Genomic DNA, 23,965 nt, shown 5'->3' on the forward strand with positions numbered 1-23,965 from the left:
CCCGAGCCATGCTCAATACGCTGCGCAAGATCGTCCAGGAAGTAAACGCCGCCAAAGATCTCAGGGCGGCGTTGGGGATTATTGTGTTGCGCGTCAAAGAGGCCATGGGCAGCCAGGTCTGCTCGGTCTATTTGCTTGATCCAGAGACCAACCGTTTTGTACTGATGGCCACCGAGGGCTTGAACAAGCGCTCGATCGGCAAAGTCAGCATGGCGCCCAACGAAGGCCTGGTCGGTCTGGTGGGCACCCGTGAAGAGCCTCTGAACCTCGAAAACGCCGCCGATCACCCGCGCTATCGCTACTTCGCCGAAACCGGTGAAGAACGCTATGCCTCTTTCCTTGGCGCGCCGATTATCCACCACCGCCGTGTGGTGGGGGTTCTGGTCATTCAGCAAAAAGAACGCCGCCAGTTCGACGAAGGTGAAGAAGCCTTCCTCGTGACCATGAGCGCGCAATTGGCCGGGGTGATAGCCCACGCCGAAGCCACGGGGTCGATCCGTGGCCTGGGCCGTCAGGGCAAAGGCATCCAGGAAGCCAAGTTCGTCGGTGTCCCCGGTTCGCCCGGTGCTGCGGTCGGTACGGCGGTGGTCATGCTGCCTCCGGCTGACCTGGACGTGGTGCCCGACAAGACCATCACGGATATTCCGGCTGAAATCGCCCTGTTCAAAAACGCCCTCGAAGGCGTGCGCAACGACATGCGGGCGGTTTCCAAGAAGCTCGCCACCCAGTTGCGCCCGGAAGAGCAGGCGCTGTTCGACGTGTACCTGATGATGCTCGACGACGCCTCGCTGGGCAGCGAAGTCAAAAACGTGATCAAGACCGGTCAATGGGCCCAGGGCGCACTGCGTCAGGTGGTGACCGATCACGTCAACCGTTTCGAATTGATGGATGACGACTACCTGCGCGAGCGGGCGTCGGATGTGCGCGACCTCGGGCGCCGGTTGCTGGCCTATTTGCAGCACGATCACCAGCAAACCATGGTCTATCCCGAGAACACCATTCTGGTCAGTGAAGAGCTGACCGCGACCATGCTCGGCGAAGTGCCTGAGGGCAAGCTGGTGGGTCTGGTCTCGGTATTGGGTTCGGGCAACTCCCACGTGGCGATCCTGGCCCGAGCCATGGGGATTCCGACCGTGATGGGCCTGGTCGACCTGCCGTATTCCAAGGTCGACGGTATCCAGATGATCGTCGATGGCTACCACGGCGAGGTCTACACTAACCCCAGCGACGTGCTGCGCAAGCAATACGCCGATGTGGTCGAGGAAGAACGCCAACTGTCCCAGGGCCTCGACGCCCTGCGTGAGTTGCCGTGCATTACCCCGGACGGCCACCGCATGCCGCTGTGGGTCAACACCGGTCTGCTGGCCGATGTGGCGCGCGCGCAACAGCGTGGCGCCGAAGGGGTGGGGCTGTACCGCACCGAAGTGCCGTTCATGATCAACCAGCGCTTCCCGAGCGAAAAGGAGCAGCTGGCGATTTATCGCGAGCAACTCGCCGCCTTCCATCCGCAACCGGTGACCATGCGCAGCCTGGACATTGGCGGCGACAAGTCACTGTCGTACTTCCCTATCAAAGAAGACAACCCGTTCCTGGGCTGGCGCGGGATTCGCGTGACCCTTGATCATCCGGAAATCTTCCTGGTGCAGGCCCGGGCCATGCTCAAGGCCAGCGAAGGCCTGAATAACCTGCGCATCTTGCTGCCGATGATCTCCGGTACCCACGAACTTGAAGAAGCCCTGCACCTGTTGCACCGTGCCTGGGGTGAAGTGCGCGACGAAGGCACCGACGTGCCGATGCCGCCTATTGGCGTGATGATCGAAGTCCCGGCAGCGGTGTACCAGACCAAAGAACTGGCGCGTCAGGTGGACTTTCTGTCGGTGGGTTCCAACGACTTGACTCAGTACTTATTGGCAGTCGATCGCAACAACCCGCGTGTGGCCGATTTGTACGACTACCTGCACCCGGCGGTGCTACAGGCTCTGCAAGCGGTGGTGCGTGATGCGCATGCCGAAGGCAAGCCAGCGAGTATCTGCGGCGAAATGGCGGGTGATCCGGCGGCAGCGATCTTGTTGATGGCCATGGGTTTCGACAGTTTGTCGATGAACGCGACCAACTTGCCGAAAGTGAAGTGGATGTTGCGTCAGGTGAGCCTGAGCCGAGCCAAGGAATTGCTGGCAGAAGTGATGACCATCGACAACCCGCAGGTCATTCGCAGCACCGTGCAACTGGCCCTGAAAAACATGGGCCTGACCCGCATGATGAACCCGGCGGCGATCAAACCGTATTGATAGCCAAGCCCTGTAGTCGCAGCCTCGTGCTTGAGCAGCGACTACAGGTTTTTGCATGGGTCAGGGTGAGGGGTGTCCCAGTCGCACCTCGCCCAAACGCCCGCCCAGCGGCCCGAAGCTGTGCTCCACCATCACCCGAGAACCATCGGCATTGACGATCAACGCGGTGCTGGCGCGGGTGCCGTAATTGGGGCTGGCGATAAACACGCTCGACAACAACTTCTCTGTGGCCAGCCCGACCCCGGTGTCCGGCAGCTCGCTGAACTGCGCGGGTTGTGCGTCTTCGAGCAGCGCGAGCAAGGCTTGCGGGTGCGGGTCGCTCAGTACCTCAGCCAGCGCCGCCTTGGCCCTGAGCAGCTTGGGCCATGGTGTGTCCAGCCCGGCATTCGATAAGCCATACAGCCCCGTACTCAAGGGCTGCGGCACCAGCTCTTTGGAGTTGAAATGCCAGAGCTGGTCACGATCCCCCAGCAGCAAGTTAAAGCCTGCATAACTCAGCCTTCGTCGGCCAACATCGTCGAAATAGTCAGCTATGGGCTTGTTGCCACTCAAGAAATCAGACACCAGCTCACCGCGCGAATGCCGCCCGGGCGGTTGATGCGGTTCACGGATATTGGTCAACGCGGCAAAGCGGCCATTGGCCCCCACGCCCAGCCAGGTGCCGCCTGCCTGCAGGTCGCGACCAGCAAAGACGTGGGGCGCTTCATCCCACTGGGCCAGCGGTTTAGTGGGCCGCGCATAAAACTCATCACGGTTGGCCGCAACGACCAGAGGCTGTGCGTGGCCGGGGCGCCAAGCGAAGACAATCAGGCACATGGGCAGTCCTTAATGTTTTTTTAATCACTCTACTTATAGATTGCCCCTGCGTGTTACGCCATGCAGTGGAGCCCAAGCCCTTGCTCCGTTACCATGCGGATCAAAATAGGGGGCGTCATGGAATTTCTGCTCTATCTGGTGTTGGGAGGCTTCGCTGGCGTACTGGCCGGGCTGTTTGGGGTCGGCGGCGGTCTGATCATTGTGCCGGTGCTGGTGTTCAGTTTCACCCTGCAGGGGTTCAGCAACGAGGTGTTGACGCATTTAGCCGTCGGCACGTCATTGGCCACTATTATCTTTACCTCGATCAACTCGGTCATTGCGCACAACCGCAAAGGCGCGGTGCTGTGGCGGCTGTTTGCCTGGATGAGTCTGGGCATTCTGGTTGGTGCGGGTGTTGGCGCGCTGACCGCCGAGGCGATCTCTGGCCCGCACTTGCAAAAAATCATTGGCGTGTTTGCCGTGATCATCGCCCTGCAAATGGCTTTGGATCTAAAACCCAAGGCCAGCCGAACGGTGCCGGGCAAGTTGGGTCTGAGCCTTGCCGGTAGCGTGATCGGCTGGGCGTCGGCGATTTTCGGTATCGGTGGCGGCTCGCTGACTGTGCCGTTCCTGACCTGGCGAGGTGTGACCATGCAGCAAGCGGTGGCGACTTCGTCGGCCTGTGGGCTGCCCATCGCCATCGCCGGTGCATTAAGTTTCATGGTAATCGGCTGGCACAATGCAGACCTGCCCGCGCATAGTCTCGGTTTTGTGTATGTACCCGCGCTGATCGGGATTGCCCTGACCAGTATGTTTTTTGCCCGTTTCGGTGCGCGTTTGGCTCACAAACTCTCGCCACGCTTGCTGAAACGGCTGTTTGCCGCACTGTTGTTCTGTGTTGGCTTGAGTTTCCTGATCTAACGAGGAGTCGCAATGCTGCCTTACCCGCAGATTGACCCGGTGGCATTGGCCATTGGACCGCTGAAAATCCATTGGTACGGCCTGATGTACCTGATCGGCATAGGCGCCGCCTGGCTGATCCTGTCGAAGCGGCTCCATCGCTTCGATCCGACCTGGACCAAAGAGAAACTCTCGGACCTGGTGTTTTGGGTGGCCATGGGCGTGATAGTCGGCGGCCGCCTGGGCTACGTGTTGTTCTACGACCTGAGCGCCTACATCGCCAACCCGTTGCTGATTTTCGAAGTATGGAAGGGCGGCATGGCGTTCCACGGCGGCCTGATCGGCGTGATGCTGGCGACCTGGTGGTTCGGCAAGCGCAACGGTAAGTCGTTCTTCCAGATACTGGACTTCATCGCACCGGTGGTGCCTATCGGCCTGGGCGCAGGGCGCATTGGTAACTTCATCAACGGCGAGTTGTGGGGCAAGGCCAGCGACGTGCCTTGGGCGATGATTTTCCCGACCGACCCACAGCATTTGGCGCGCCATCCGTCGCAGCTTTACCAATTTGCGCTGGAAGGTGTGGCACTGTTCCTGGTGCTTTGGCTGTACTCGCGCAAGCCGCGCCCTACAATGGCGGTTTCCGGGATGTTCGCCCTGTTCTACGGGATCTTCCGTTTCATCGTCGAGTTCGTCCGCGTGCCGGACGCTCAGTTGGGCTACCTGGCCTTCGGTTGGGTCACGATGGGGCAAATCCTCTGCATCCCGATGATCGCGGGCGGCCTGTTCCTGATCTGGCTGGCTTACAACCGTGATCCGGCGGCTCAAAAGGCTGCGCATTAAAGTCGAATTGCAGGGCCCGCGGCCCTGCATTCAAACGCTAGGAATACCATGAAGCAATATCTCGACCTCGTTGCCAACGTCATTAAAAATGGCACCTTGCAAGCCAACCGCACCGGTGTGAAGACCATCAGTCTGCCGGGCGCCATGTTGCGCTACGACCTCAAAGAAGGCTTTCCGGCCATCACCACGCGGCGCATGGCGTTCAAGTCGGCGATTGGCGAGATGTGCGGCTTTTTGCGCCCTGTGAACAACGCAGCGGACTTCCGCGCACTGGGCTGCAAGGTCTGGGACCAGAACGCCAACGAAAACGCTCAATGGCTGGCCAACCCGTTCCGTCAGGGCGAAGACGACCTGGGTGAGATCTACGGCGTGCAATGGCGCAAATGGCCCGCGTACAAACAAGTGGCGCGCAGTAACCAGGCGGCCATCGAGCTGTGCCTGAGCCAAGGCTACCGCCTGATTGCCGAAGGCGAAGAAGACGGTGAGGCCTACGTAGTGCTGTACAAGGCCATCGACCAAGTGCGCCAGTGCGTCGACACGATCATCAATGATCCGGGCAGCCGTCGCATTCTGTTCCACGGCTGGAACTGTGCCCAGCTCGACGAAATGGCCCTGCCGCCGTGCCACCTGCTGTACCAGTTCCACCCGAATGTCGAGACCAAGGAAATCTCCCTGACGCTCTACATCCGCTCCAACGACCTGGGCCTGGGTACGCCGTTCAACCTGACCGAAGGCGCCGCGTTGCTGAGCCTGATCGGCCGCCTGACCGGCTACACGCCCCGCTGGTTCACCTACTTCATTGGCGATGCCCACGTGTATGAAAACCACCTGGACATGCTCAACGAACAGCTGACCCGCGAGCCGTTCCCGATGCCCAAACTGGTGATTTCGGATCGTGTGCCGGAATTCGCCAAGACTGGCGTTTACCAGCCGCAGTGGCTGGAACTGATCGAGCCGAGCGACTTCAGCCTCGAAGGCTACCAGCACCACGCCCCCATGACCGCACCGATGGCGGTCTAACCCGCCAAACTGTAGGAACGAGCTTGCCTCGCGATCTTTTAACGATCAAAAGATCGCGAGGCAAGCTCGCTCCTACAAGGGCTAGTGCCCGTGGCTTCTGCCCACATGGCTCGGTTCGCCTTCTGGCGCTGTCACTGAGCCGCTGACTTCCAGGCGCTGCAAAATCCCGCACTGATCCATCCCCGGCCCTTCGCCACAACGTTGGCGCAGGTCGAGCAGTTGTGCCTGCAAGGCTTGCAAGCCATCGATGCGCGCCTTGACGTGGTGGATATGCTCGTCGATCAGCGCATTCACGCTCTGGCATTGGTCCTGCGGGCTGTCGCGCAGGTTCAGCAGGCTGCGGATTTCTTCGAGAGTCATGTCCAGGCTGCGGCAATTGCGGATAAACGTCAGCCGCTCGACGTGCGCCTGGGTGTACAAACGGTAATTGCCGTCGCTGCGCGCAGGCTCTGGCAACAAGCCTTCTCGCTCGTAATAACGGATGGTTTCGACCTGACAATCGGTCAATTTCGCCAGTTCACCAATTTTCATCGCGCTTATCTCCCAAAGGATGCTTGACCCTATAGTGGCTACAGGGTCTTTACTTGGCAACAGGCACCTTTTTTGGACGCACCCGATGAGCGACTCCATTCACACCCCGCACAAACCCCATGCTGGTCATGACCATGACCATGACCATGACCATGACCATGACCACGGCCATGACCACGACCACGGCCATGAGGAAAAGCACGACCACGCCAGCCATGCCCACAGTTGCTGTTCGAGCACGGCTGCTCCCAGCGTGATCAAACTCAGCGCCGATGTGTCGGTGGGCGCTCGCTTGAGCAGTTTCCGCATTGAAGCCATGGACTGCCCCACCGAGCAAACCCTGATCCAGAACAAGCTGGGCAAGCTGGCCGGTGTGCAGCAGTTGGAGTTCAACCTGATCAATCGGGTGTTGGTGGTGACCCACGACCTGCCGTCGACTGACCCGATTGTTGCGGCCATCAAAACCCTGGGCATGCAGGCCGATCCACTGGAGGCGGGCACTGATGCCGACGCACCGCTTGCGCCTGCGCCTCAAAAACACTGGTGGCCGCTGGCCGTGTCCGGTGTCGGGGCGCTGGCTGCCGAGGTGTTGCACTTTACCGGCGCAGCGCCGACCTGGGTCATTGCCCTGGTGGCGCTGGTGTCGATCTTCAGCGGTGGCCTGACCACCTACAAAAAAGGCTGGATTGCCCTTAAAAACCTCAACCTGAACATCAACGCATTGATGAGCATCGCGGTGACGGGCGCCCTGCTGATAGGCCAATGGCCCGAAGCGGCGATGGTGATGTTCCTGTTTACCGTGGCCGAGCTGATCGAAGCCAAGTCTCTGGACCGTGCGCGTAACGCCATCAGCGGCCTGATGCAAATGGCCCCGGACAAAGCCACCGTGCAGCAAGCTGACGGCACCTGGCTCGAACGTGAGGTCAAAGACGTTGAGTTGGGCGCTATTGTGCGGGTCAAGCCGGGCGAGCGCGTTGGCCTGGACGGCGAAGTGGTGTCGGGCAACTCAAGCATTGATCAGGCGCCGATCACCGGCGAGAGCCTGCCGGTAGAAAAAACCGTGGGCGACAAAGTCTTTGCGGGCACCATCAACCAGGCCGGTTCGCTGGAGTTTCGCGTCACCGCGGCGGCTGGCAACTCGACCCTGGCGCGCATCATCCTTGCGGTGGAACAAGCCCAGGGCGCCCGTGCGCCAACCCAGCGCTTTGTCGACAGCTTCTCGAAAATCTACACCCCGGTGGTGTTCCTGCTGGCACTGGCAGTGGCGATTATCCCGCCATTGCTGATGGGCGGCGCGTGGTTCGACTGGATCTACCGTGCGCTGGTGCTGCTGGTGGTGGCGTGCCCGTGTGCGCTGGTGATCTCGACCCCGGTGACCATCGTCAGCGGTCTGGCCGCTGCGGCGCGCAAAGGCATTCTGGTCAAAGGCGGTGTGTACCTCGAAAGCGGTCACAAACTGGACTATGTGGCACTGGACAAAACCGGCACCATCACCCACGGCAAGCCGGTTCAAACCGACTTCGTGCCGCTTGATCCGCTGTACACCGAGAGTGCCGTGCTGCTGGCGGCAAGCCTGGCTTCGCGCTCCGATCACCCGGTATCGCTGGCGGTTGCCAATGCGGTTGTGGATAAAAACCTGTCGTTGCGTACTGTGGATAACTTCACTGCGCTGGCCGGGCGCGGCGTGCGTGGTGAAATCGACGGCAAGGTCTACCACTTGGGCAACCATCGCCTGATCGAAGAGCTTGGCCTGTGCTCGCCTGCGCTTGAAGAGAAACTCTTCGCCCTGGAAGAACAGGGTAAAACCGTGATCTTGCTGATCGACAGCGCGGGCCCCATGGCCTTGTTTGCGGTGGCCGACACGGTCAAGGAATCCAGTCGCGAAGCGATTCGCGAACTGCATGCACTGGGGGTCAAGACCCTGATGCTGACCGGCGACAACCCGCACACCGCCAACGCGATCGCGGCCCAGGTGGGCATCGATCAGGCGCAGGGCAACCTGTTGCCGGAAGACAAGCTCAAGGCCATCGAAGCGCTTTATGCACAGGGCCATCACGTGGGCATGGTGGGCGACGGCATCAACGACGCACCGGCCTTGGCCCGCGCGGAGATTGGTTTTGCGATGGCCGCGGCCGGTACAGATACGGCGATAGAGACCGCTGATGTTGCCTTGATGGACGACGATCTGCGCAAAATCCCGACGTTTATCCGCTTGTCACGTGATACCTCAAGCATTTTGAAACAGAACATTGCTCTGGCATTGGTCATCAAAGCGATCTTTCTTACGGTAACCTTCATGGGTCTGGCCACTATGTGGATGGCCGTTTTTGCTGACATGGGCGTGAGCTTGTTGGTGGTGTTTAACGGGTTGCGTCTAGTGCGTAAATAGATCAAGAGAGGCCGCAGTGTTGAGTGCCGAGCTGAAAGCGTTTTACCGGGTGGCCCAGTTGGGCAGCATTACCCAGGCGGCGAAAAAGCTGGGGTTGAGCCAGCCGACCGTGACCACCCAGATCCGCCAGCTCGAAAGCCAATACGGCGTGGAACTGTTTTACCGTGGCGGGCGGCGCCTGACCCTCAGTGATGACGGCGTGCGCTTGCTGCCGATGGTTAAAACGTTGTTGCAGCAAGAGGCCGATATCGAGTTCTTTTTACGCAACAGCGGCCACGGTACAGGTGCCTTGCGCATTGCGGCCACGGCGCCGTATTACATTTTGGATCTGGTCAAAACCTTTCGTGAGCGCTTGCCGCACATTGAGGTGTCGGTGGACATCGGCAACTCGCAGCAAGTACTCGAAGCGCTGGACGAATACCGCGTCGACATTGCCGCTTCATCGCAACTGCTGGAAGACTCGAGGCTGATACGCCGCGTCTTGGGTTCAGACCCGCTGGTGGTGGCAGTGCACCGCAATCATCCACTGGCCAAGTTGGACCACGTGCCGCTGAGTGCGTTGGCTGGACACTGTCTGCTCATGCGTGAGCAAGGCTCGACCACGCGAAAACTGACTGAAGAATTGCTCAAAAGCGCCGGGGTGGGGTTTGGCCCGTTACTGGAAATTGGCAGTCGGGAATCGATCCGTGAAGCGGTGCTGCGCAATATTGGCATCAGCATCATTGCCCGCCAGGAAGTTCCTCACGACCCGCAACTGCGCGTGTTGAGCCTCGAAGGTGCGCCGATGATCGTCGAGTATTTGTACTGCCTCAAAGAGCGAAAGTCGGCGCGCTTGCCTGCGGCTTTTCTGGGGTTGGCCCAGGAAATGGCAGGCTGCTGACCCAAAGCCCCTCACCCCAACCCTCTCCCGGAGGGAGAGGGAGCTTTTCCGAGGTGTAGTCAGATTCGGTGCAGGACCTTCAGGGTGCAAAAAATCTTCAGCACTGCTCAATCAGCTCTCATTTCCTGAGGGAGCTTTACCGAGGTGTAGTCAGATTCGGTGCAAGACCTTCAGGGTGCAAAAAATCTTCAGTACTGCTCAATCAGCTCTCATTTCCTGAGGGGGCTTTACCGAGGTGTAGTCAGATTCGGTGCAAGATCTTCAGGGTGCAAAAAATCTTCAGCAACCCCCAATCAGTCCCCTCTCCCTCCGGGAGAGGGCTAGGGTGAGGGCGTTTTTGATCTTGATTTACCCCAAAATTCACCAATACCCCTATCGGCAGCTTTTGCCAAACTGCCACATCTTGTACGCATAGCGTCTCTAGGATGACCCCATCTGCTTGATGAGGTGCATCCATGAACCGCTCCAACGCAACTCCTTTGACCCAACCCGGCGTGCCGATGAAGGTGCGCAATGTGAGCAAGCGCTTTGGCGCTTTTACCGCGCTGGACAGCGTTTCACTGGAGGTGGCAGCGGGTGAGCTGGTGTGTCTGCTCGGGCCTTCGGGGTGCGGTAAAACCACGTTGTTGCGCTGCATCGCCGGGCTGGAGCGTCAGGATGAGGGCGTCTTGTACCTCGGTTCACGCGACGTGTCTGGCCTCGCCCCGCAAGCACGGGACTACGGGATTCTGTTCCAATCCTATGCGCTGTTCCCCAACCTCACCGTCGAAGCCAACATCGCCTACGGCCTGGCCGGCAGTAATCGCGATGTGGTGCGCAAACGCGTCAGCGAGATGCTGGAGCTGGTGGGCCTGACCGGCAGCGAAAAGAAATTCCCCGGCCAATTGTCGGGCGGCCAGCAACAACGTGTTGCCCTGGCCCGCGCCCTGGCACCGGCGCCGTCATTGCTGTTGCTCGACGAACCCATGTCAGCGCTGGATGCCCGGGTGCGCGAGCATTTGTGTACCGAGTTACGCCAACTGCAACGCAGCCTGGGCATCACCACCCTTATGGTGACGCACAACCAGGACGAGGCCATGCTGATGGCCGACCGCATTGCGGTGATGAACAACGGCAAGGTCGAGCAGTACGCCACCCCACAAGAGATCTACAACAAGCCCGCCACCCCGTTTGTCGCCGAGTTTGTCGGGCAAGGCAACTGGCTGCCGTTTGATCATCACCGCGGCAGTTACGCTCAAGTGGGCGGTATCAACATGCGTTTGGCGGCCGACGCCGGACCTGCCGAGTCGGGTCGCCTGTTCTGCCGCCCCGAGGCGATCAGCGTGAACCCGGCTCTGCATGAGGAAAACCTGTTTCCGGCACGGGTGCGTGAAATTACCTTCCTCGGCAATCGTTGCCGCATGAGCTTTGAGCTCAACCATTTGCCGGGTCACCCGCTTACGGCCGAAGTCGGCAGCCATGACCTGCCGCGCCTGGGCGCACAAGACATCTTCGTCGCTTTGCCGCCGAGCAGCCTTCAGGTGTTTGCCTGAGATGGTCGCGCCAGTGACGTTGCCCTTCAGCGACAAGCGCGCCTCCAACGCCCCGCGGGCCGAGCGTGGAGACAAGATTTTCGTGATCGGCGGCAAAGGGCTGTTGCTGCTGTTGCTCAGCATCGCGGTGCTGATGCCCTTACTGGCGATCTTCTGGCGCGGCTTCAGTGCGCAAGACGGCCAAGGTGGCGGTTGGGTCGCTGCGCGGGAATTGGTTACCAGCGACAACTTCCATTGGCTGGTGGGCAACAGCCTCAAAGTGTCCTTCAGCGTAGCGGCGATTGTGGTGCCGCTGGCGTACCTGTTTGCCTACGCGCTGCAACGTACGCTGATCCCCGGCAAACGTATCTGGCGCGGGTTGTCATTGCTTCCACTCATGGCGCCGTCGATGTTGCCGGGTATTGCGCTGGTGTACCTGTTTGGCAATCAGGGCGTGTTGCGCGGGCTGATTTCGGACAACATCTACGGCTTCTGGGGCATCGTGCTCGGCGAAGCGATCTATACCTTTCCCCACGCCCTCATGATTCTGTTGTCTGCCTTGTCGCTGGCCGATGCGCGGCTGTTCGATGCGGCATCGAGCATGGGCGCGGGGCCCTTCAAGGCGTTTCGCAGCATCACCTGGCCGGGTACTCGCCAAGCCGTATTTGCCGCATTCTGTCTGGTCTTTACCCTGACCATCACTGACTTCGGTGTGCCTGTGGTGGTGGGCGGCGACTATCAAGTGCTGGCGCTGGAAGCCTACAAGGCCGTGGTCGGCCAGCAACAGTTTGGCCGCGGTGCGCTGATCGGCATGGTCTTGCTGCTACCCGCGCTGTTCAGCTTCGCGGTCGATGCGTGGTTGCGCCGAAAGCATGGCGACGCCATGAGCGGGCGTGCCCAGGTCTTCAAGCCGGTGCCTTCAAAGCTGCGTGACGGCTGCTATTTGGTCATCGTGCTGTTGATCTGCGCTGCCTTGCTGCTGGTATTCGGGATGGCGGTGTACTCGTCGCTGGTCAAGTTTTGGCCCTACAACCTGTCGCTCTCGCTCAACCACTACCAATTCAACGACACCGCTGGCGGCGGCTGGCTGGCCTATCGCAACAGCGTGACCATGGCCCTGTGCACGGCACTGATCGGCAGCGCGGTGATCTTCACCGGCGCGTACCTGATGGAGAAAACCAACGGCCAAAAACGCCTGAACCTGATACTGCGCATGCTCAGTTTCATCCCCATGGCGGTGCCGGGTCTGGTGTTGGGGTTGGGCTACGTGTTCTTTTTCAACCTGCCGGGCAACCCGCTGCACGTGTTCTACGGGACCATGACCCTGTTGGTGGTGTGCACCATTGCTCACTATTTGACCACCGCGCAAATGACCGCCACCACGGCGCTGCGCCAACTCGACAGCGAATTCGAAGCCGTCGCGTTGTCGCTCAAGGCGCCGCTGTACCGCCACTACTGGCGCGTCACCGTACCGATTTGCCTGCCTGCGTTGCTGGACATTGTGCGTTACCTGTTCGTCTCGGCGATGACCACTGTTTCTGCGGCGATCTTCCTCTACAGCCCCGACACCATCCTCGCGGCGGTGGCGGTGCTGAACATGGACGACGCCGGCAATGTGGGCGGCGCGGCGGCCATGTCGACATTGATCCTGTTCACCTCCATCGGCGTGTCCCTGCTGCTGGCCTGGGCCTCACGCGGCGTGCTGCGCCGCTCCCAGGCATGGCGCCAGGGCGCTCCTGCGCAATAACCCCTCAACCACAAGGAACCGCACCATGTTCAAGCCTCTTGCTCTTGTCGCTGCTGTCCTCACTGCTTTCAGTGTTAACGCGTTTGCCGCCAAAACCGAACTGACCGTATACACCGCCCTCGAAGCCGAGCAGTTGAAGAGCTACAAGCAAGCCTTCGAGAAGGCCAACCCGGACGTTGAAATCAAATGGGTGCGTGATTCCACCGGCATCATCACGGCCAAACTGCTGGCCGAGAAAGACCGCCCGCAGGCTGATGCAGTCTGGGGCCTGGCGGCGTCGAGCCTGGCGATTCTCGATCAACAAGGCATGCTGCAGCCTTACGCGCCCCACGACCTGGCCAAGATTGGCGCTAACTATCGCGATTCGGCCAATCCCCCCGCCTGGGTCGGCATGGACGTGTGGGCCGCGACCATTTGCTTTAACACCGTCGAAGCCCAAAAACAGGGCTTGAGCAAGCCGGTGAGCTGGCAAGACCTGACCAAGCCCGAATACAAGGGCAAGATCGTGATGCCAAACCCTGCTTCGTCCGGGACCGGCTTTCTGGACGTGAGCGCGTGGCTGCAAACCTTTGGCGAGAAGCAGGGCTGGGTGTACATGGACGGCCTGCACCAGAATATCGGCCAGTACGTTCATTCCGGTTCCAAGCCGTGCAAATTGGCCGCTTCGGGTGAGTTCCCGATTGGTATCTCGTTTGAATACCCGGCCGTGCAGCTCAAGCGCCAGGGCGCGCCGCTGGACATCATCCTGCCTAAAGAAGGTTTGGGCTGGGAGATCGAAGCGACCGCTGTGATCAAAGGCACGCCCCATGCAGCTGCGGCGCAAAAGCTGGCTGACTTCTCGGCCAGCCCGGCGGCGATGGATCTTTATAAAGAGAACTTCGCCGTGTTGGCGCAGCCGGGTATTGCCAAGCCGCAGACCGAGTTGCCTGCTGACTATGAACAGCGCCTGATTAAAAACGACTTCGCCTGGGCCTCGAAAAACCGCGATGAAATTTTGACCGAATGGCGCAAGCGCTATGACGGCAAGACCGAGAAAGTGACGAACTAAAAGCCCCTCACCCCAGCCCTCTCCCGGAGGGAGAGGGCGCTTTACCGAGGTGTTTTCGATTTTGTGTACAGCCCGTATCTGCTCCCTCTCCCTCTGGGAAAGGGCTGGGGTGAGGGTGCCGTAATCCAAGGATGTCGAGATGTCCCAATCCAACTCAATTCTCATCGTCGGCGCAGGCATTCTGGGGCTGTCCCATGCTTACGCCGCAGCCAAACGCGGGCTTAACGTTCATGTATTCGAGCGCACCAATACACCTCTGGGCGCGTCGGTGCGCAACTTTGGCCAGGCGCTGGTCACCGGCCAGCCTCCAGGGGTGATGCTCGATCTGGCCCAGGCCAGCCGGGGTATCTGGGGCGAGTGGGCGCAACAGGCGGGCTTTGACCTCAAGCGCAACGGCTCGTACCTGTTTGCCCGCACTGAGGCTGAAGAGCATCTGCTGGAAGCCTTTTGCCAGGGCCGTGCCCGCGAACACGGTTACCGCACCGAACTGCTGCGCGGCGCCGAACTCGACGCACTGTACGGCGGCCAGTTCAACCATCACCGCGCAGCACTGCACGGGCTGGACGATCAACAGGTGTATTCGCGCGAAGCGATGCCGGCCTTGGTGCAGTACCTGCAGCGCGACCTCGGCGTCGAGTTTCATTTTTCGACGCTGGTGCGCGACGTTGAGCCGGGTCAGGTCCATACCGCAAAGGGCAGCTTTAAAGGCGCGCAGGTAATCGTCTGTTCAGGGCATGACTATCAAACCCTGCTGGCCGAACCATTGGCCACGCTCAACCCGCACATCTGCCGCCTGCAAATGCTGCGCGTGCGACCAAAAGTCGATTTGCAGCTGCAACACGCCCTGCTCACCGGCCTGAGCTGTGTGCATTACGGCGCCTTTGCCGATTTGCCGGAGGCAGCGGCGGTGCAGGCCGAGATCCTGCGCGACAGCCCGCATCTGGATCAGCACGGTATCCACCTGTTGATCAGCCCGACACCTCATGGCGACCTGATCGTCGGCGATTCTCACGATTACAGCGACGATCCATCGCCCTTCAACGCCGAACAGGTTGATAACTGGATGTTGCAGTTGTGCGAAGACACGCTGGGCTGTGAAGTGCAGGTGGTTGAGCGTTGGCAGGGCGTGTATGGCGCACGTGGGGTCAAGCCGTTTACCTGGCTGCCCGTGGCGCCGGGCTTGAGCGCCGCCTTGATGCAGACCGGGGTGGGCATGAGCGTTGGCCCGGCGATGGCCGAGCGCAACATGGCGCGTTTACTGGGGGAGGCGTGATGACACCGGCGCAACAGGCGGTAGATCAGGTTTTTGCCTTGTATCAGCAGTTCGGCACCGACGACTACATCGGTGAACCCGTGTCGCAGCTCGAGCACATGTCTCAGGCGGCGCAATGGGCGATGGCCGAAGGGCATGACGACGAAGTGGTGCTGGCCGCGTTCTTTCATGATATTGGGCATTTATGCGCCAAAAATGCACAGAACATGGGCGGATATGGCGTAGTCAGCCATGAACAGTTAGGAGCCGACTACCTGCGCCGTGCGGGTTTCAGTGAGCGTATGGCCAAACTGGTGGAATATCACGTACAGGCCAAGCGCTACCTGACGTTGCGCCAACCCGGCTATTACGACCTGTTGAGCGAAGCCAGCATCAAGACGTTGGGTTATCAGGGCGGTGTGATGAGCGAAGCCGAGGCCGATGCGTTTGAGCAAGACCCGTTGTGCCCACTCAGTCTGCGTATGCGGCTGTGGGACGAACAGGCCAAGCAAATGAATGTACCGATCATCGACCTGCACATGCTTAAGGCCAAAGCCTTGAAGCTATTAAACACATAACCCTTGTGGGAGGTGTCTTAGTCAGATTTGCTCGGCCAGCAGCTCGATCTGTTCCTGGCGTTCAGCCTGGCTCAATTTGGGGTGCGGGTTGAGCGACGACCATTGTGGGTAGGCCCGCGCCTTGTTCAGCGGTTCGGGCAGTTTGCCTTCGCGCCAGGTTTTGTCTTGCGGGGTGGCCACCTGGATGCTGTCGACCGCCGCATGCCCACGTGCATTCAGTGCGTGCAGCAACTGGCGCTGACGCAAGGCCAGCAAGCGCAGCACGCTGTCATCCACGGTCAATTCACGCTGGCCTTTGAGTTTGCCCAGCAAACGGCTGCCGTAGCTGCGCGCGGTTTGTAGCGCGCCGCCAGCAATCGCTCCGGCCAGTGCCGCTGCGCCCAGGGTCAGGCCGCCGACCATCAAATCCACGCCCGCCCCGGCGGCGGCCCCGGCGGCAATCCCGCTGCCCACGCGCACCCCCAGTTGCTTGAGGGTTTCGGGGTTGAACAAGTCGTCCCCCCAACGTCCGTCCAGCAGCGGCAAGTCGCTGGCCGCCGCGTCCTGGGGGCGAAAGCCGTACAGCTTGAGCAGCGCTTCAACGCAGCGCTGCTCACGTTGGCGAACCGCTTCGCGCAGTTGATTGATGGCTTGCTGCTCGATGGTTTTCTCGCTGGCCACGCTGCGGCGGCAAGCGGCGCAGTCGATCAACAGTTCAGCGATCAGGCGCAGGGCGCTGTGTTTTCGCGCTTCGCGTTGGGCCTCTTGATCGGTGATCAAGCGCTGCAGCGCGTCGCGTGAGTGCTCCAGCAGCAAGGCGAGGCTTTCATACAGACGTCGCTCGCCGTCTTCAGGCGGCGCCACGCTGTCAAAACGCACCAACGCATGCAGGCCGAGTCGGGCCAGGGCGTCGCGCCACTCAGGCTCGCGGTGCTGGGGGCTGCTGACAAAGTTGAGCACCGGCAACAGCGGCTTGCCGCAACTGGCCAGCACGCTGAGTTCGTCGCGGTACTTGGCCAGCACCGGCTCACGGGCGTCGATCACATACAGCCCGGCGTCGGAGGCCAGTAACTGGCGCAGCACCTTGGCTTCTTGCTCAAAGCGCTGGCGCGCTTCGCTGCCCTCGAGAAAACGTGCGACCCGCGCCGGGCCGTCCAGGCGCTCGCCGGGGCGGTCGAGGCGTTCCAGGTAATCGAGCAGGGCGATGGCGTCTTCCAGCCCCGGCGTGTCGTACAGCTCCAGCAACGGTTCGCCGTCTACCGACAGGCGCGCCCCTTCCACATGCCGGGTGGTGCTGGGGCGATGGGACACTTCGCCAAAGCCGATATCGCGGGTGAGGGTGCGCAGCAACGAGGTCTTGCCGACATTGGTGTGGCCGACGACGGCCAGCGTCAGTGGCTTAGTCATGGCCTGTCTCCAACCAGTTGATCGGGGCGCTGGTGGCAAACGGCAGCCCGAGTTTTTCCAGTGCATGGTGCCAGTCGCTGAGGCGGTCGGCGTCCAGCGCCTGGCCGGGCGGTGCTTGCAGCAGCCAGATGCGGGTAGAGGCCGCGCTGCGTGCCAGTTCGCCGATAAGGGCAAGGCTGCCACGGTCGGGCGAGCGCCGTGGGTCGCAGGCAATCGCCAGCCGAGCGGGCGGGAAGCGGGTCATTTGCTCCAGCAGTTTTTGCCGGGATTCGCGGCTGTCGAGAATGCCGGCGTCCTTGATCGTGGTGGGCAGTTTGGGTGGCCACGGGTGCTGGTTGTCCAGTTCGATGGCGACAATCAGTGCGCCGTCGGTGTCCAGGTCGGTCTGCCCGGCGTGCACGTTATGCAGTTGCTCGGGGGCCACGTCGTTGACCCCAAGGCGCTCGCTGCTCGGCATCAAGCGTTCGCGCAGTTGGCTGTAGCCGGGCAGGTTGAGGTCCATTAGCAGTGCGTTGCGCCCACGTATCCAGCGCCAGCGGCAGAAGGCTGCGAGCAGCAGACGCGGCAACACGCCGTAAACCACTAGCACGCCCACCAGCCACACGGCCCAAGCCTGGCGAACGGCTTCGCTGCTCAAGCTGGTGTCGGTGCTAGCGCGGATCATGGCTTCGGTCGGGCCGGTAAACCCCAACCAGCCGGGCACCACGCCAAGGGCGCGGGTGGCGCTGACGAACACATCGGCGCTGAGGATAGTGGTTTCCCAGATGAAGCCATAACGGCGGGTGGCCATCAGTAACAGCATGAGCGTCAGCGCGCTGAGCATTGCCAGCAGCCACAGCCCATTGACCAATGTGCCCAACGCCCAGCGATTGAGTTTCTGGCGTTGCAACAGCAGTAATAACGCTGGGGCCAACTGGGCGGCCTTGGCGTCGCGGGCGAATTTATCACTGAGCCACAGCCACAAACGGCCAAGGCTGGCGCCGTGCTCACCGGCGAACAACAGGCCCAGCAGCCAGCTAATCAGCAAAATCAGGTTTAAACCGAGCAAGCTGCCAAGCGCCCAGAACACATTGACAGGGGCTTGCCCATTGCCCAGCGCGGCGAAGGCCATGCCAGCGCCACTAAGGATGGCCAGTACCACGAGGCCCAGCAGGGCCAGGCGCGAGCCTTGCAGCCAATGGCGCATGGCCGTGACCAGCCCATCGCGCTCAGCGAGCCACAGTGCGCGGTTTTGCAGGCGTGTGGCCAGGTCACCGGCGCTGTTGCGGGCGCGGCGGTTGGCTTCGAGATCGTCCAGCGGGCCGGCGTGCTCTTCGCGCAGGCGCACGGTTTCGGTCAGCCAAAGACGTTGCAGCGGGGAAAGTTCAGTCACGCGACATTCCATTCAAGTGAGTCATGAGCATAACCGCTGTATGCCGGTTAGTCAGGCGGGGTACTGACAGCGCGGGCGGCTCTGGTATCCTCGGCGGCATGAAAAAATCACTCCCCCTCAGCCTGATCGCGGCCCTCGGTGAAAACCGCGTGATCGGCATCGACAACAGCATGCCGTGGCATTTGCCGGCGGACTTTAAATACTTCAAGGCCACCACCTTGGGCAAGCCGATCATTATGGGTCGCAAGACCTGGGATTCGCTGGGCCGCCCGCTGCCGGGGCGCTTGAACCTGGTGGTGAGTCGTCAGACCGATCTGCAGCTTGAAGGTGCCGAAGTGTTTGCTTCGCTTGATGCGGCCATCGAGCGCGCCGAAGCCTGGGCCACTGAGCAGGGTGTGAGCGAACTGATGCTGATCGGCGGCGCGCAGTTGTACACCCAGGGGTTGGCGGATGCCGATCGGTTGTACCTGACGCGCGTGGGTTTGAGCCCTGAGGGGGATGCGTGGTTTCCTGAGTTTGATCCGGCGCAGTGGAAGCTGGTCTCAGAAGACCAGCACGCGGCCGCAGAGGGCAAACCGGCGTTCAGCTTTGAGGTGTGGGAAAGGGCTTAAGATCAAAGCCCCTCACCCTAACCCTCTCCCAGAGGGAGAGGGGACTGATTGGGGGATGCTCTGGAGTGGCTGCGTTCTGCAAGATCAACGCTGAATGTGGCAACACCTCGGTAAAGCGCCCTCTCCCTCCGGGAGAGGGCTGGGGTGAGGGCGAGCCTTTATGTATGCGCCAGGTCACCATGATCGTCTTCAGCCAGAATGGCCTTGTCGGTCTGGTGCAAGGCCTGGCTGGTGACGGTACCGGCGACCATTGAACCGCTGACGTTCAGCGCCGTGCGGCCCATGTCGATCAAGGGCTCGACCGAAATCAGCAACGCCACCAATGACACCGGCAAGCCCATGGCCGGGAGCACGATCAGGGCCGCGAAGGTTGCACCGCCGCCCACGCCCGCAACGCCCACCGAACTCACTGTCACAATGGCCACCAGCGAAGCGATCCACACCGGGTCCAGCGGGTTGATGCCCACCGTCGGGGCGACCATCACGGCCAGCATGGCCGGGTACAGGCCGGCACAGCCGTTTTGCCCGATGGTTGCGCCAAACGATGCGGCAAAGCTGGCAATCGAAGCCGGAATACCCAGGCGGCGTGTCTGAGCTTCGATGCTCAGCGGAATGCTGGCCGCGCTCGAGCGACTGGTGAACGCAAACGTCAGCACAGGCCAGACCTTGCGGAAGAAGCGCAACGGGTTAACCCCCGATACCGACAAAATCACCCCGTGTACGCCGAACATCAGCGCCAGGCCGATATAGGACACCACCACAAAACTGCCCAGTTTGAGGATGTCTTGCAGGTTGGAGGTGGCGACCACTTTGGTCATCAGTGCCAACACGCCATACGGGGTCAACTTCATGACCAGGCGCACCAGGCGCATCACCCAGGCTTGCAGGGTGTCGATGGCGCTCAGCACTTTGCTGCCTTTTTCCGGGTCGTCCTTGAACAGTTGCAAGGCCGCAACGCCCAGGAAGGCCGCAAAAATCACCACGCTGATGATCGACGTCGGCTTGGCGCGGGCCAGGTCGGCGAACGGGTTCTGCGGGATGAACGACAGCAGCAATTGCGGCACATTGAGGTCCGACACCTTGGCCGCGTAGTCGCTCTGGATCACGTGCAGGCGGCTGATCTCAGCAGCGCCTGCGACCAGCCCGTCGGCGGTGAGGCCGAACAGATTGGTCAGGCCGATGCCCACCAGTGCCGCGATCATGGTGGTAAACAGCAACGTCCCAATGGTCAGGAAACTGATTTTGCCCAGTGACGACGCATTGTGCAGACGCGCCACGGCGCTCAGGATCGACGCAAATACCAGCGGGATGACGATCATCTGCAACAGTTGCACGTAGCCATTGCCGACCAGTTCGAACCAGCCGATGGAGGTTTTCAGGGTTTGGCTGTCCGTGCCGTAAACCAGGTGCAAGCCCAAGCCGAAAAGCACGCCGATAACCAGCGCCAGCAGGACTTTTTTCGCCAGGCTCCACGCGGTGTGGCGGGTCAGCGACAAGCCGAACAGCAACGCGAGGAACACCAGCAGATTGAGAATCAGCGGGACATTCATGAGGGCTCCGGGGGAGAGGGGGACGACGCAGGTGACGTCTTCAAGCGATAAATTTTTCGAACCGGAAATGCTAACAGGTTGATATAGCTCGAAATATATCGTTCTGGAATGAGCGCCTTCGCTTTTGGAATAAGCGTATGACGTTTTCAAGACGGTCGAGGTCGTATTCACGCTCAAACTGTCACAGAGCTTTGCTAGCGTCGACGCCTTTCTTGAGGAGCATAGTTGATGAGTCTGACGGCGAAGTTGATGGCTGCAACCCTGTGTCTGGGTTTGGCCGGGCAGGTGTTGGCCACCGAGTTGGAACACTGGCCAGCCGATCAGGCGAAGCAATTGAATGCCATGATTGCCGCCAACGCGAACAAGGGAAACTTCGCGGTCTTTGACATGGACAACACCAGTTACCGCAACGACCTGGAAGAAGCGTTGTTGCCGTACATGGAAAACCTGGGCCTGATCACCCGTGACAGCCTGGACCCGTCGCTCAAGCTGATCCCCTTCAAAGACACGGCCGACCACCCGGAAAGCCTGTTCAGCTATTACTACCGGTTGTGCGAAATTGACGACATGGTCTGCTACCCGTGGGTCGCGCAGGTGTTTTCGGGCTTTACCCTGCAGCAGCTCAAAGGGTATGTGGATGAGTTAATGGCGTCCGGTCAGCCGATCCCGGTGTCTTACTACGAAGGCGACACGATCAAGACCGCCGACATCCAGCCGCCCAAGGTATTTGCCGGTCAGGTTGAGCTGTTCAACAAGCTGATGGAAAACGGCATCGACGTGTACGTGATGACCGCCGCCTCGGAAGAACTGGTGCGCATGGTCGCGGCCGATCCCAAATACGGCTACAACGTCAAACCGCAGAACGTGATTGGCGTCAGCACCCTGCTGAAAAACCGCGACACGGGCGAACTGACCACCGCACGCAAACAGATCAGCGCGGGTACCTACGACCAACAGGCCAACATGGACCTGGAACTCACGCCTTACTTATGGACCCCGGCCACGTGGATGGCGGGTAAACAGGCGGCGATCCTGACCTACATCGACCAATGGAAAAAACCGGTGCTGGTGGCGGGCGACACGCCATCGAGTGACGGCTACATGCTGTTTCACAGCGTCGACGTGAGCAAAGGCGGGATACACCTGTGGATCAACCGCAAAGACAAATACATGGCGCAACTGCAAGGCATGATGGCCAAAAACACAGCCGCCCAGGCCAAGGCGGGCTTGCCGGTGACCGCTGATAAAAACTGGGTCATCGTCAAGCCAGACGAGATTCAGTGAAGCAGCCTTGTAGGAGCCAACTTGTCTCGCGATTTTTTAAAAGCTCGCTCCTACAGGCAGATGGTTTAAACAAAAATCCCGGCACATGGCCGGGATTTTTGTTTAACGCGTTGGCTTATGGCACCAATTTGTCCAGCAATGCCTTATCACGTACCGCGCCTTTGTCGGCGCTGGTGGCCAACAAGGCGTAGGCCTTGAGGGCGGTGGTGACTTTGCGTGGGCGGGCTTCTACCGGCTTCCAGCCTTTTTTGTCCTGCTCGACACGGCGGGCTGCCAGTTCTTCGTCGCTGATCAACAGGTTGATCGAGCGGTTCGGAATGTCGATCAGCACTTTGTCGCCGTCTTGCACCAGACCAATTGCACCGCCTGCTGCCGCTTCCGGCGATGCGTGGCCGATGGACAGGCCTGAGGTGCCGCCCGAGAAACGGCCGTCGGTCAGCAAGGCACAGGCTTTGCCCAGGCCCTTGGACTTCAGGTACGAGGTCGGGTACAGCATCTCTTGCATGCCCGGGCCGCCTTTCGGGCCTTCGTAGCGGATGATCACGATGTCACCGGCTTTCACTTCGTCCGCCAGAATGCCGCGCACGGCGCTGTCCTGGCTTTCAAAGATCTTGGCGTTGCCCTCGAATACGTGGATCGACTCGTCCACACCGGCGGTTTTCACCACGCAGCCATCCAGCGCGATGTTGCCGTACAGCACGGCCAGGCCGCCTTCTTGGGAGTAAGCGTGTTCTACGCTGCGGATACAGCCGTTTTCACGGTCGTCGTCCAGGGTTTCCCAGCGGGTCGACTGGCTGAACGCGGTTTGCGTCGGGATACCGGCTGGGCCCGCCTTGAAGAACGTATGCACGGCTTCGTCGTCGGTCTGGGTGATGTCCCACTTGGCGATGGCATCCGCCATTGTCGCGCTGTGCACGGTCGGCAAGTCGGTGTGCAGCAGGCCGCCACGGGCCAGCGAACCGAGAATCGAGAAAATGCCGCCAGCGCGGTGCACGTCTTCCATGTGGTACTTCTGGATGTTCGGCGCCACTTTGCACAGTTGCGGTACATGGCGGGACAGACGGTCGATGTCTTTGAGGTCGAAATCGATCTCGGCTTCCTGGGCCGCGGCCAGCAAGTGCAGGATGGTATTGGTCGAGCCGCCCATGGCGATGTCCAGCGTCATGGCGTTCTCGAACGCCTTGAAGTTGGCGATGCTGCGAGGCAGTACCGATGCGTCGTTTTCGACGTAGTACTGGCGGCACAGGTCGACGATGGTACGGCCGGCTTGCAGGAACAGTTGCTCGCGGTCGCTGTGGGTCGCCAGGGTCGAACCGTTGCCCGGCAAGGCCAGGCCCAGGGCTTCGGTCAGGCAGTTCATCGAGTTGGCGGTGAACATGCCCGAGCACGAACCACACGTTGGGCAGGCGCTGCGCTCGTACTCGGCAACCTTCTCGTCAGAAGCGCTGGAGTCGGCGGCGATGACCATGGCGTCTACCAGGTCCAGGCCGTGGCTGGCGAGTTTGGTCTTGCCCGCTTCCATCGGCCCGCCCGAGACGAAAATCACCGGGATGTTGAGGCGCAGGGCGGCCATCAGCATGCCAGGGGTGATTTTGTCGCAGTTGGAGATGCACACGATGGCGTCGGCGCAGTGCGCGTTGACCATGTACTCGACCGCGTCGGCGATGATCTCGCGGCTCGGCAGCGAATACAGCATGCCGTCGTGGCCCATGGCGATACCGTCATCGACGGCAATGGTGTTGAATTCTTTGGCTACGCCGCCAGCGCGCTCGATCTCGCGGGCCACCAGTTGGCCCATGTCCTTGAGGTGGACGTGGCCGGGTACGAACTGGGTAAAGGAGTTGGCAATGGCGATGATCGGCTTCTTGAAGTCGGCATCTTTCATCCCCGTGGCGCGCCACAACGCGCGGGCACCGGCCATATTGCGGCCGTGGGTGGAGGTTTTCGAACGATAGTCAGGCATGGAACAACTCCGGGCGGCTA

The 23,965-nt window shown here is 60.7% G+C and carries 19 protein-coding genes; 13 read left to right on the forward strand and 6 right to left on the reverse strand.

Going from position 1 to position 23,965, the window contains the following annotated elements:
• Window positions 1-8 precede the first annotated feature (8 nt).
• Window positions 9-2,288 (forward strand): phosphoenolpyruvate--protein phosphotransferase, encoded by a 2,280-nt coding sequence (gene ptsP / locus NTD86_RS06900; protein WP_262201414.1) that lies wholly within the window; start codon window positions 9-11, stop codon window positions 2,286-2,288.
• A gap of 60 nt (window positions 2,289-2,348) precedes the next feature.
• Here ptsP and NTD86_RS06905 read toward each other — a convergent pair whose 3' ends face one another.
• Window positions 2,349-3,104, reverse strand: a complete 756-nt coding sequence (locus NTD86_RS06905; RefSeq protein WP_262201415.1) for an NRDE family protein — start codon at window positions 3,102-3,104, stop codon at window positions 2,349-2,351.
• Between the two features lie 117 nt (window positions 3,105-3,221).
• Between NTD86_RS06905 and NTD86_RS06910 the strand changes: the two genes are divergently transcribed.
• The 3 genes from NTD86_RS06910 to NTD86_RS06920 are packed head-to-tail and all read left to right on the forward strand — an operon-like array spanning window position 3,222 to window position 5,843.
• Window positions 3,222-4,004, forward strand: a complete 783-nt coding sequence (locus NTD86_RS06910) for a sulfite exporter TauE/SafE family protein (protein ID WP_262201416.1) — start codon at window positions 3,222-3,224, stop codon at window positions 4,002-4,004.
• A 12-nt stretch (window positions 4,005-4,016) separates the two neighbouring features.
• Window positions 4,017-4,823, forward strand: a complete 807-nt coding sequence (gene lgt, locus NTD86_RS06915) for a prolipoprotein diacylglyceryl transferase (protein WP_262201417.1) — start codon at window positions 4,017-4,019, stop codon at window positions 4,821-4,823.
• A gap of 48 nt (window positions 4,824-4,871) precedes the next feature.
• Window positions 4,872-5,843 (forward strand): thymidylate synthase, encoded by a 972-nt coding sequence (locus tag NTD86_RS06920; protein WP_262201418.1) that lies wholly within the window; start codon window positions 4,872-4,874, stop codon window positions 5,841-5,843.
• 81 nt (window positions 5,844-5,924) lie between these two features.
• On the opposite strand, the gene cadR is transcribed toward NTD86_RS06920, so the two are convergent.
• Window positions 5,925-6,374, reverse strand: coding sequence for a Cd(II)/Pb(II)-responsive transcriptional regulator (gene cadR / locus NTD86_RS06925; protein WP_262201419.1), 450 nt, complete (start codon window positions 6,372-6,374; stop codon window positions 5,925-5,927).
• An 85-nt stretch (window positions 6,375-6,459) separates the two neighbouring features.
• Here cadR and NTD86_RS06930 point away from each other — a divergent pair, with 85 nt between their 5' ends.
• From NTD86_RS06930 to NTD86_RS06960, 7 genes are all read left to right on the forward strand, one after another.
• Window positions 6,460-8,763: a heavy metal translocating P-type ATPase gene (locus tag NTD86_RS06930; RefSeq protein WP_262201420.1), complete on the forward strand. Its 2,304-nt coding sequence runs from the start codon at window positions 6,460-6,462 to the stop codon at window positions 8,761-8,763.
• Window positions 8,764-8,779: 16 nt separating this feature from the next.
• Complete coding sequence (locus NTD86_RS06935; RefSeq protein WP_262201421.1) at window positions 8,780-9,643, forward strand: LysR family transcriptional regulator; 864 nt, start codon at window positions 8,780-8,782, stop codon at window positions 9,641-9,643.
• Between the two features lie 455 nt (window positions 9,644-10,098).
• Window positions 10,099-11,175 carry a putative 2-aminoethylphosphonate ABC transporter ATP-binding protein gene (locus NTD86_RS06940; protein WP_262201422.1) on the forward strand — a complete coding sequence of 359 codons (1,077 nt, stop codon included), beginning with the start codon at window positions 10,099-10,101 and terminating at the stop codon, window positions 11,173-11,175.
• Between the two features lies 1 nt (window position 11,176).
• Window positions 11,177-12,901, forward strand: coding sequence for a putative 2-aminoethylphosphonate ABC transporter permease subunit (locus NTD86_RS06945; protein WP_262201424.1), 1,725 nt, complete (start codon window positions 11,177-11,179; stop codon window positions 12,899-12,901).
• A 25-nt stretch (window positions 12,902-12,926) separates the two neighbouring features.
• A complete protein-coding gene (locus NTD86_RS06950) occupies window positions 12,927-13,949 on the forward strand; it encodes a putative 2-aminoethylphosphonate ABC transporter substrate-binding protein (protein WP_262201425.1) in 1,023 nt (340 codons plus the stop codon).
• A 139-nt stretch (window positions 13,950-14,088) separates the two neighbouring features.
• Complete coding sequence (locus tag NTD86_RS06955; RefSeq protein ID WP_262201426.1) at window positions 14,089-15,222, forward strand: TIGR03364 family FAD-dependent oxidoreductase; 1,134 nt, start codon at window positions 14,089-14,091, stop codon at window positions 15,220-15,222.
• Complete coding sequence (locus tag NTD86_RS06960) at window positions 15,222-15,779, forward strand: phosphonate degradation HD-domain oxygenase (RefSeq protein WP_262201427.1); 558 nt, start codon at window positions 15,222-15,224, stop codon at window positions 15,777-15,779. The genes NTD86_RS06955 and NTD86_RS06960 overlap by 1 nt, the downstream gene beginning before the upstream one ends.
• A 21-nt stretch (window positions 15,780-15,800) precedes the next feature.
• Here NTD86_RS06960 and NTD86_RS06965 read toward each other — a convergent pair whose 3' ends face one another.
• Together NTD86_RS06965 and NTD86_RS06970 are read right to left on the reverse strand one after the other, a co-directional pair.
• Window positions 15,801-17,165 carry a GTPase/DUF3482 domain-containing protein gene (locus tag NTD86_RS06965; protein ID WP_262201428.1) on the reverse strand — a complete coding sequence of 455 codons (1,365 nt, stop codon included), beginning with the start codon at window positions 17,163-17,165 and terminating at the stop codon, window positions 15,801-15,803.
• A complete protein-coding gene (locus NTD86_RS06970) occupies window positions 17,158-18,537 on the reverse strand; it encodes a DUF2868 domain-containing protein (protein ID WP_262201429.1) in 1,380 nt (459 codons plus the stop codon). The genes NTD86_RS06965 and NTD86_RS06970 overlap by 8 nt, the downstream gene beginning before the upstream one ends.
• Before the next feature lie 98 nt (window positions 18,538-18,635).
• Between NTD86_RS06970 and NTD86_RS06975 the strand changes: the two genes are divergently transcribed.
• Window positions 18,636-19,148, forward strand: a complete 513-nt coding sequence (locus NTD86_RS06975) for a dihydrofolate reductase (RefSeq protein WP_262201430.1) — start codon at window positions 18,636-18,638, stop codon at window positions 19,146-19,148.
• A gap of 158 nt (window positions 19,149-19,306) precedes the next feature.
• On the opposite strand, the gene NTD86_RS06980 is transcribed toward NTD86_RS06975, so the two are convergent.
• A complete protein-coding gene (locus tag NTD86_RS06980; protein WP_262201431.1) occupies window positions 19,307-20,698 on the reverse strand; it encodes an L-cystine transporter in 1,392 nt (463 codons plus the stop codon).
• Window positions 20,699-20,926: 228 nt separating this feature from the next.
• On the opposite strand from NTD86_RS06980, the gene NTD86_RS06985 reads away from it, so the two are divergent.
• The gene (locus NTD86_RS06985; RefSeq protein WP_315974727.1) at window positions 20,927-21,982 is read left to right on the forward strand and encodes a haloacid dehalogenase-like hydrolase; all 1,056 of its coding nucleotides are present in this window, start codon (window positions 20,927-20,929) and stop codon (window positions 21,980-21,982) included.
• A 115-nt stretch (window positions 21,983-22,097) separates the two neighbouring features.
• On the opposite strand, the gene ilvD is transcribed toward NTD86_RS06985, so the two are convergent.
• Entirely contained in the window at window positions 22,098-23,945 is a 1,848-nt protein-coding gene (ilvD, locus tag NTD86_RS06990) for a dihydroxy-acid dehydratase (RefSeq protein ID WP_262201432.1), read from the reverse strand.
• Between the last annotated feature and the right edge of the window lie 20 nt (window positions 23,946-23,965).

Origin of the sequence: Pseudomonas sp. 7P_10.2_Bac1 (assembly GCF_025465935.1) — a bacterium.
Lineage (GTDB): Bacteria > Pseudomonadota > Gammaproteobacteria > Pseudomonadales > Pseudomonadaceae > Aquipseudomonas.

Bases quoted from the DNA above. Each gene is read 5' to 3' on its own strand.
- ptsP (WP_262201414.1), top strand. From the start codon at position 9: ATGCTCAATACGCTGCGCAAGATCGTCCAGGAAGTAAACGCCGCCAAA.
- NTD86_RS06905 (WP_262201415.1), bottom strand. From the start codon at position 3,104: ATGTGCCTGATTGTCTTCGCTTGGCGCCCCGGCCACGCACAGCCTCTG.
- NTD86_RS06910 (WP_262201416.1), top strand. From the start codon at position 3,222: ATGGAATTTCTGCTCTATCTGGTGTTGGGAGGCTTCGCTGGCGTACTG.
- lgt (WP_262201417.1), top strand. From the start codon at position 4,017: ATGCTGCCTTACCCGCAGATTGACCCGGTGGCATTGGCCATTGGACCG.
- NTD86_RS06920 (WP_262201418.1), top strand. From the start codon at position 4,872: ATGAAGCAATATCTCGACCTCGTTGCCAACGTCATTAAAAATGGCACC.
- cadR (WP_262201419.1), bottom strand. From the start codon at position 6,374: ATGAAAATTGGTGAACTGGCGAAATTGACCGATTGTCAGGTCGAAACC.
- NTD86_RS06930 (WP_262201420.1), top strand. From the start codon at position 6,460: ATGAGCGACTCCATTCACACCCCGCACAAACCCCATGCTGGTCATGAC.
- NTD86_RS06940 (WP_262201422.1), top strand. From the start codon at position 10,099: ATGAACCGCTCCAACGCAACTCCTTTGACCCAACCCGGCGTGCCGATG.
- NTD86_RS06945 (WP_262201424.1), top strand. From the start codon at position 11,177: ATGGTCGCGCCAGTGACGTTGCCCTTCAGCGACAAGCGCGCCTCCAAC.
- NTD86_RS06950 (WP_262201425.1), top strand. From the start codon at position 12,927: ATGTTCAAGCCTCTTGCTCTTGTCGCTGCTGTCCTCACTGCTTTCAGT.
- NTD86_RS06955 (WP_262201426.1), top strand. From the start codon at position 14,089: ATGTCCCAATCCAACTCAATTCTCATCGTCGGCGCAGGCATTCTGGGG.
- NTD86_RS06960 (WP_262201427.1), top strand. From the start codon at position 15,222: ATGACACCGGCGCAACAGGCGGTAGATCAGGTTTTTGCCTTGTATCAG.
- NTD86_RS06965 (WP_262201428.1), bottom strand. From the start codon at position 17,165: ATGACTAAGCCACTGACGCTGGCCGTCGTCGGCCACACCAATGTCGGC.
- NTD86_RS06975 (WP_262201430.1), top strand. From the start codon at position 18,636: ATGAAAAAATCACTCCCCCTCAGCCTGATCGCGGCCCTCGGTGAAAAC.
- NTD86_RS06980 (WP_262201431.1), bottom strand. From the start codon at position 20,698: ATGAATGTCCCGCTGATTCTCAATCTGCTGGTGTTCCTCGCGTTGCTG.
- NTD86_RS06985 (WP_315974727.1), top strand. From the start codon at position 20,927: ATGAGTCTGACGGCGAAGTTGATGGCTGCAACCCTGTGTCTGGGTTTG.
- ilvD (WP_262201432.1), bottom strand. From the start codon at position 23,945: ATGCCTGACTATCGTTCGAAAACCTCCACCCACGGCCGCAATATGGCC.